The following is a 6,000-nucleotide window of genomic DNA, read 5'->3' on the forward strand; positions in this document are numbered from 1 at the left end:
GGCAGTCTGCTTTTTCCATTGAATTAACGGGCAGGAAAATTTAAACAATACGACGAAGTAATATCGAAATCAGGTAATTTGGAAGGAAGAGGTGTTCACAATTCGAATCCATATCATCGGCGGCTCAGGAAGCGGCAAATCCTATATCGCGGCTTTATTGAGCGGGAAGCTCGGGATCCCGCATTACGATCTAGACGATATTTTCTGGCATAATCAGTCGAACGAATACGGCGTCAAGGCATCGGAAGAAGCACGGGACCGTCAGCTCAAAAAGATCATCGAATTCGATTCATGGATCGTTGAAGGTGTGTTCAGGGCGTGGGTTGAGCCGAGCTTTGCCGCCGCAGATAAGATCGTCGTTTTGATGACACCCTTGCCCGTCCAGGAAGAACGAATATGGAAGCGCTATGAAGAGCGCATTACAGACATCGTTCCAAGCAAGAAGCGCGAGACACTAGAAGGCATCCAAAACTTATTGGCATGGAATAAAGAGTATAATCTGGTGAAGCTGCCTGATTTGATCAGCCGTTGGGACTATAAAGACAAAATGATTCTCGTGCGCGATAACCTGGATCTTCTTGAATTTCAATTGATATGAATTCGACCTTCGGGCTGTCGTAATTAAACTCCCTCGGTACGATTTAGTTTTCTCACGAATGCTCGCTTATTCGCAGGATTTCACCCTTGCAAGAAATATAGAACGAGAGTAAGAGGGACCTCGTAGTAGAGCCGGACAACATGAAGGCGTGAGGAAATAAAGGGGGAGGTTGCAACCCCATATCCTTCCATATACTGCACGCTTTCTCCACGCCGCCCCTGGAGGTTTTCACTCCCATGTCTCAACGGGTCTATGCCCTCTCATTCCTTCGTTACGCCTTTCCAAGGGGTGGAGGCCGGTTATGCTAACGGTACGGGTCGGTGCCCTTTGGTTTAATGGATCCGGTACTCCGTGCTTTCTTTGAAATCCCGCGAATAAGCCAATACTCGTTCAATGAAGCGATAGGTATTAGTTAAGCTGCTTGTTGCATTGGCAAGGTTTTCTGAGGGTTGTAGGCTTCACCACGGGAAGCCATTCCAACCAATATTCGAGCTAACTTTCCACATAGTTTCATGATGGACCTCATTTTCTTCATCTTCTTAACCTTCACGTTATTTGCATGCATAGCTTTGAATTCCGGATTGTTTGCAACCAAACTCATGGTCATCATGAAAATGAACCTACGGAGACGAGAACGTCCACGTTTGCTAATCTTCATTTGTCCGGTCCATTTGCCCGAACTTGCTTCTGCGAGATTGAGGCCAGCATGCCGAAGTAAAGCATTCCCGTGTACAAAGCCGCTCAAATCCCCCGCCTCGCCTAAAATTCCGGCAAGTGAAATGGCACTAATCCCTTTAACAGCAAGCATGGATTTCGCAAAAGGAATGCGTTCAAGAACGGAAATGATCTCGGTTTCTACCGTTTTCAGCTGCATGCAGGCAAGATCGTACTCATCGAGTAGCTGCTTTAAATGAAGTTTGTAGGCATGAATAGCTTGCTTCGAACCAACTGAGTTGCTAGCAAGAGAGACCAGTGCTCGAGCTTTTCGCTCCCCAGAATGCCGTTTCATAAGAGATTTCCAGCCTTTGACGATGTCTTGAGACTGTAGTTTACTCAGTTCATCTGGGGTAGGGAATAGACGAAGTGTAGCCAGTGCACCTACACACATGAGGCTCTTGAAGACCTGTCGCAGCTCTGGGAAAACAACGTCGACCCATCGATGGATTTGGTTCTTGGCACTAACGAGTCTCGTCACAACTGAGTCTCGGTTTGAGAGAAAGACACGTAACTCTTCAAAGGCCTCAGGAGTGTTACGAATGAACGAGTAGTAGCCGTTTTTGACCATGTCCGCAATGACGAGAGCATCCTTTTTGTCGCTCTTGGATGGCGTGTTGTCGCGGTTCTCTTTGTTCTTCTTAACCAAGTGAGGATTAACAAGAACGACCTCATACTGGCGCTCGGATAGCCACTTCGAGAGGTTGAGCCAGTAATGACCGGTAGGTTCCATGCCAACAATGGCTGCCGTTAGACCCTGAGCGGCTTGCAGCGAAAGGATCCACTGAAGCAGGTTTTGAAAGCCATCTTCGTCATTCGAGAAGGATAGCGGATTTCCAAGTGCGATCCCACGGAAGTTGACCGCTCGTGCGACGTGAATGTGTTGAGCGATGTCGATGCCGACGACTAGATGGTGAGCGGTAATTTTTTCAATGAGTTGATTTTGTTTATCCTGCGCTTTAAACTTCATAGTAGAGCGTCCTCCTGGATGATGGGATTTTAAGGGCTATGACCCGTTGCGTACTCCCATCGTACCGAGGCGCTTTTCTTTTTTCAAAGACGAAATTAATCCATCTACAGGAATGCTAACGGATTACAATAATTCAGGAGCCTGCCTTAAGACAGTTCTCTTTTCGTTTATCCGAAGTAATCGGACAGTTAATAAGATTTACTCCTAATTATGGTAAAATACATTGTTGAGCTATATTTTCCTGATGGGGGTGTTTAGTTTTGTCTGATGAGTTGGATCAAGAAATACTAATAGAACTAAAAAAGATAAATCAAAAACTTGATAAATTAAATGAGCCCAAAGGGTTGTCAATGCCAATGAAGTTTATTGCGTTCTTCGTAATAGGACCGATAATAGCTCTGTTATTAGTTGGCTTATTTCAATTTGTAAGGTAAGAATCACAACTCATTATATAGGCTGGCTCTGCCAATCTTTTTTACACTAACGGAGAACGATAGCGCAATACCGAAAGGTCTACCTCTGCAGCCCTTCACTACGCTAGCGGGCAGGATTGCTTAGGCTTCACGAATTATTTAGGATCTGCAAACATTTAGTACATATGAGGAGGAACATGAATGTTTGGTTTTAAAAACAAGAAAAAATATAAAATTCCTGGAGATAAAATACGAAAGTTAATTGATTCTAATGAGGGATGTATTGCAACTGACAGGATTACCATAGATGGCTGTAAAGTTGGATTCATGTACAGAGAAGTACCGTCCCCTAGCAATCCTGATAGTGGTTGGCGCTTTATGTCTGGTGATGAGGATGACGACTATATGAATAATCCTGAGAATCATTCCGTTTATCAGGTAAACACTATATGTAATTATGATACAGAAATTATTCAATTTCTTGATGCTCCAACAGGTACTGCTTTTATAAGAGATCAAACAGGTAAGCTTGTTTTAGATGAGGATTGGGAAAGTCCAGAAGATTGAACTAACGGAAACGTTAGTTCGGCCATCCAGGAGCAGCTTGCGACAACGGTAGCTGCTCCTTTTTATTATGCTAAAGGGCAGTTATGCTCAAGAAGGAGAATTAGATTTAACGACGAAATAGCAGATTAAGTTTATTCATAAGGGGGAACAGAGATGCAAGAAAGTCAGTGCTTAGGTTGTCAACTTGCAAATAATAAAATTGAAACGCAAACTGTTTATGAGAATGAATTGGTTACTTGCATTCTCGATATTGCACCATTAAATGAAGGTCATATATTAATACTTCCTAAACAACATTACCACGATGTCGACGATTTGGACGAAATCACCGCCTGTGAGATTATGAAGACATCTGCAATGTTAGCAAGGTTGTTAAAAAAAACTATTCCAGCCTGATGGAATAACGGTTATACAAAATGGTGGTAAATTCAATGATTTAACACATTACCACATGCATGTTTTCCCACGATACAATTCAGATGGTTTTGCATGGGTGGAACCATCTGATACCAAAAATGCTAAGGGACGGTTAAGCGAAACCCGAGAGAAGTTGATGCAGTTAGCCAATCAGTAGACATTAAGCTAACGTTGCAACAAAGTCTACTTCTTCATTGAGTAACGGTCAGGATTGCTGGATAAAGGAAATCAATTTGTGAAATAGAAAACTCTAATGATACAGAAAAATGGGGGTGCAAATTATAAATCAATACGATGTCGTCAAGATAACTAAAGATGACCCTGAGAATGGAATCACTAAAGGGCAGATTGGAACAATATTAGAAGTTTGCGGTGATTAAAATTTTGATGTTGAAATATCTGATAGCAGTTATGGTATTACACTTTTCTTAGGTGTACTATCCAGTGACATGTTGGAACCGCACAGATAACGGATACGATAGTGGAGGAGCTTACCGCGTGGCAGCTCCTCGTTTTTGTTTATTAAGGTAACTGGGCAGGTTAATGCAACAAAGCTACTTTCCGTTCGTTTACATAAATAGGGAATAATTAAGGGTGTTGAAGATGAAGATCACATCAACTGCAAAGGGGGAGTTAAAATGTTTTATGTGAACGTAGAAGGAGCTGTTTTTAGAGGAGATAAGTGGTTGATAATTGAACGTAGTATAAAAGAGGCACATGCTGGAGGACTTCTTTCTCTTGTTGGAGGCACAGTAGAAAACGAGGGTAATTCAAAAAATATATTGGAAAGATCCATAAAAAGAGAGCTATTTGAAGAAGTCGGGGTAAAGGTAAAAGAAAAGATAAGGTTTGTAAGAGACACCTCGTTTTCATTAGATAACGGTAGTGAAGTTATTGATATTGTTTTCCTTTGTGAGTTTGAAGAAGGTGAACCATTTGCTAAGAGTCCTGATGAAGTTGATGCTGTATATTGGATGACAACTGATGAAATAACTAATCACCTAAGGGCTCCAATCTGGTTAAAAGAAAGTATTCAAGAGGCAGAGGCCTTGCTACATAAAGATAACTTTTTATTACGCTGACTGGGTAAGATAGCTCAAAGGATCAGGTCGCAACTATGGCCTGATCCTTTTTGATTCAACTAACGAAGCGTTAAACAAATATTTGCTTTAGTTGAATAAAATCCTAGATTTTGCTACAATAAATAAGGATATATTTGGGAGGGGGCTTAACGCTATGCCAGTAACTTTGTAATGGTTGATAGGTATATTTATTTTCACTATTACAAGGGTACAAAGCACAGTGTGGTTTAATCACATGATGTAGTGAATCCTTGTGATTTGCTGCATTTCTGTGAAATCCTTCTCATTATCGCCTTTGTATTCCTTCTATACATTAGGAGGATCATATGAGCAATTCACAAGATAGAAGCAAAAACCTCTTTACGATCGAGTGTAGGGAAATCATTCTGAGGGAGTATCAGGTTGAGGACTTGGACGAACTACAGAATCTCACCTGGCAGCCTCACTTTTATGAGTTTCTAATGGATTGGAATGTATCCAAGGAACAACGGGAAGATTGGATCGAGCATTATGAAATACCAGAAAACGAACGCTTCTTAGATGCAGTAGTTAGAGATGGAGAAATTGGAGAACTTCGTTTGCGATTGGGTATCATTGCCAAAGACTCCGGTCAGTTTATCGGCGTTTGCGGTACAGGAATATTGGATAAAGTATCGCCGCCCAATAGAGAAATTTATTATGGAATCTCAAACGACCACAGAAATAAGGGTTACTCCACTCAAGCAGCAAGAGGATTAATTAAGTATTTGTTTCATCATACCAATGTCGAGGAACTGGTAGCGATCGCTCAGGTACGCAACCTTCCATCGAATAAAGTGATACAAAAATGTGGTTTTGACTTACTTGACGACATTGAGATTGAAAACAATAAATTCCATTCTTACAAACTTAGAAAGAACAAGTTGTAACACAGGGTACGAAGGGGTTGCCACAAGGTAGCCCCTTTCTTGTACGAACTGAATGTTTACATGAGCCTAGAGGATTGTCAACGCCATTGAAGACTGTTGCATTATTTCTAAGGTTTTTGGTGATTGAATACTTTTATCCAGGTTAAACGGATGACGAATGATGGTTGACAATCTCTTTATTTCGTTGACAATGATAACATATTCAGCATTGGGGGCTCTTTTGTGAGTGACGTTACTGAAAATCAAAGGATTAAAGAAGTGACTAAAAAAACTTATCTTGTTAATGTGGCATATTTAATTGACTTAACTGATGAAGAATACAAAGAAATCA

General features: G+C 41.3%; 5 protein-coding genes and 1 pseudogene. 5 read left to right on the top strand and 1 reads right to left on the bottom strand.

The window, feature by feature from the left end; genetic code table 11:
- Nucleotides 1–91: 91 nt before the first annotated feature.
- On the top strand, nucleotides 92–598 hold the full coding sequence (locus DFP95_RS26075) for a P-loop NTPase family protein (RefSeq protein WP_115995614.1): 507 nt from the start codon (nucleotides 92–94) through the stop codon (nucleotides 596–598).
- A 412-nt stretch (nucleotides 599–1,010) separates the two neighbouring features.
- Here the strand turns inward: DFP95_RS26075 and DFP95_RS26080 are convergent, their stop codons facing one another.
- Nucleotides 1,011–2,282 carry an IS110 family RNA-guided transposase gene (locus tag DFP95_RS26080; protein WP_115995615.1) on the bottom strand — a complete coding sequence of 424 codons (1,272 nt, stop codon included), beginning with the start codon at nucleotides 2,280–2,282 and terminating at the stop codon, nucleotides 1,011–1,013.
- Nucleotides 2,283–2,896: 614 nt separating this feature from the next.
- Between DFP95_RS26080 and DFP95_RS26085 the strand changes: the two genes are divergently transcribed.
- The 4 genes and pseudogenes from DFP95_RS26085 (at nucleotide 2,897) to DFP95_RS26100 (ending at nucleotide 5,669) form a co-directional block, all read left to right on the top strand.
- Complete coding sequence (locus DFP95_RS26085; RefSeq protein WP_115995616.1) at nucleotides 2,897–3,262, top strand: DUF2185 domain-containing protein; 366 nt, start codon at nucleotides 2,897–2,899, stop codon at nucleotides 3,260–3,262.
- Between the two features lie 153 nt (nucleotides 3,263–3,415).
- Nucleotides 3,416–3,836: pseudogene (locus DFP95_RS29910) on the top strand (HIT family protein).
- Nucleotides 3,837–4,317: 481 nt separating this feature from the next.
- Complete coding sequence (locus DFP95_RS26095) at nucleotides 4,318–4,761, top strand: NUDIX hydrolase (protein ID WP_115995617.1); 444 nt, start codon at nucleotides 4,318–4,320, stop codon at nucleotides 4,759–4,761.
- A gap of 326 nt (nucleotides 4,762–5,087) precedes the next feature.
- Nucleotides 5,088–5,669, top strand: a complete 582-nt coding sequence (locus DFP95_RS26100; protein ID WP_115995618.1) for a GNAT family N-acetyltransferase — start codon at nucleotides 5,088–5,090, stop codon at nucleotides 5,667–5,669.
- Nucleotides 5,670–6,000: the final 331 nt, after the last annotated feature.

The organism is Cohnella lupini (assembly GCF_003386205.1).
GTDB lineage: Bacteria > Bacillota > Bacilli > Paenibacillales > Paenibacillaceae > Cohnella > Cohnella lupini.

Bases quoted from the DNA above. Each gene is read 5' to 3' on its own strand.
- DFP95_RS26100 (WP_115995618.1), top strand. From the start codon at position 5,088: ATGAGCAATTCACAAGATAGAAGCAAAAACCTCTTTACGATCGAGTGT.
- DFP95_RS26080 (WP_115995615.1), bottom strand. From the start codon at position 2,282: ATGAAGTTTAAAGCGCAGGATAAACAAAATCAACTCATTGAAAAAATT.
- DFP95_RS26095 (WP_115995617.1), top strand. From the start codon at position 4,318: ATGTTTTATGTGAACGTAGAAGGAGCTGTTTTTAGAGGAGATAAGTGG.
- DFP95_RS26085 (WP_115995616.1), top strand. From the start codon at position 2,897: ATGTTTGGTTTTAAAAACAAGAAAAAATATAAAATTCCTGGAGATAAA.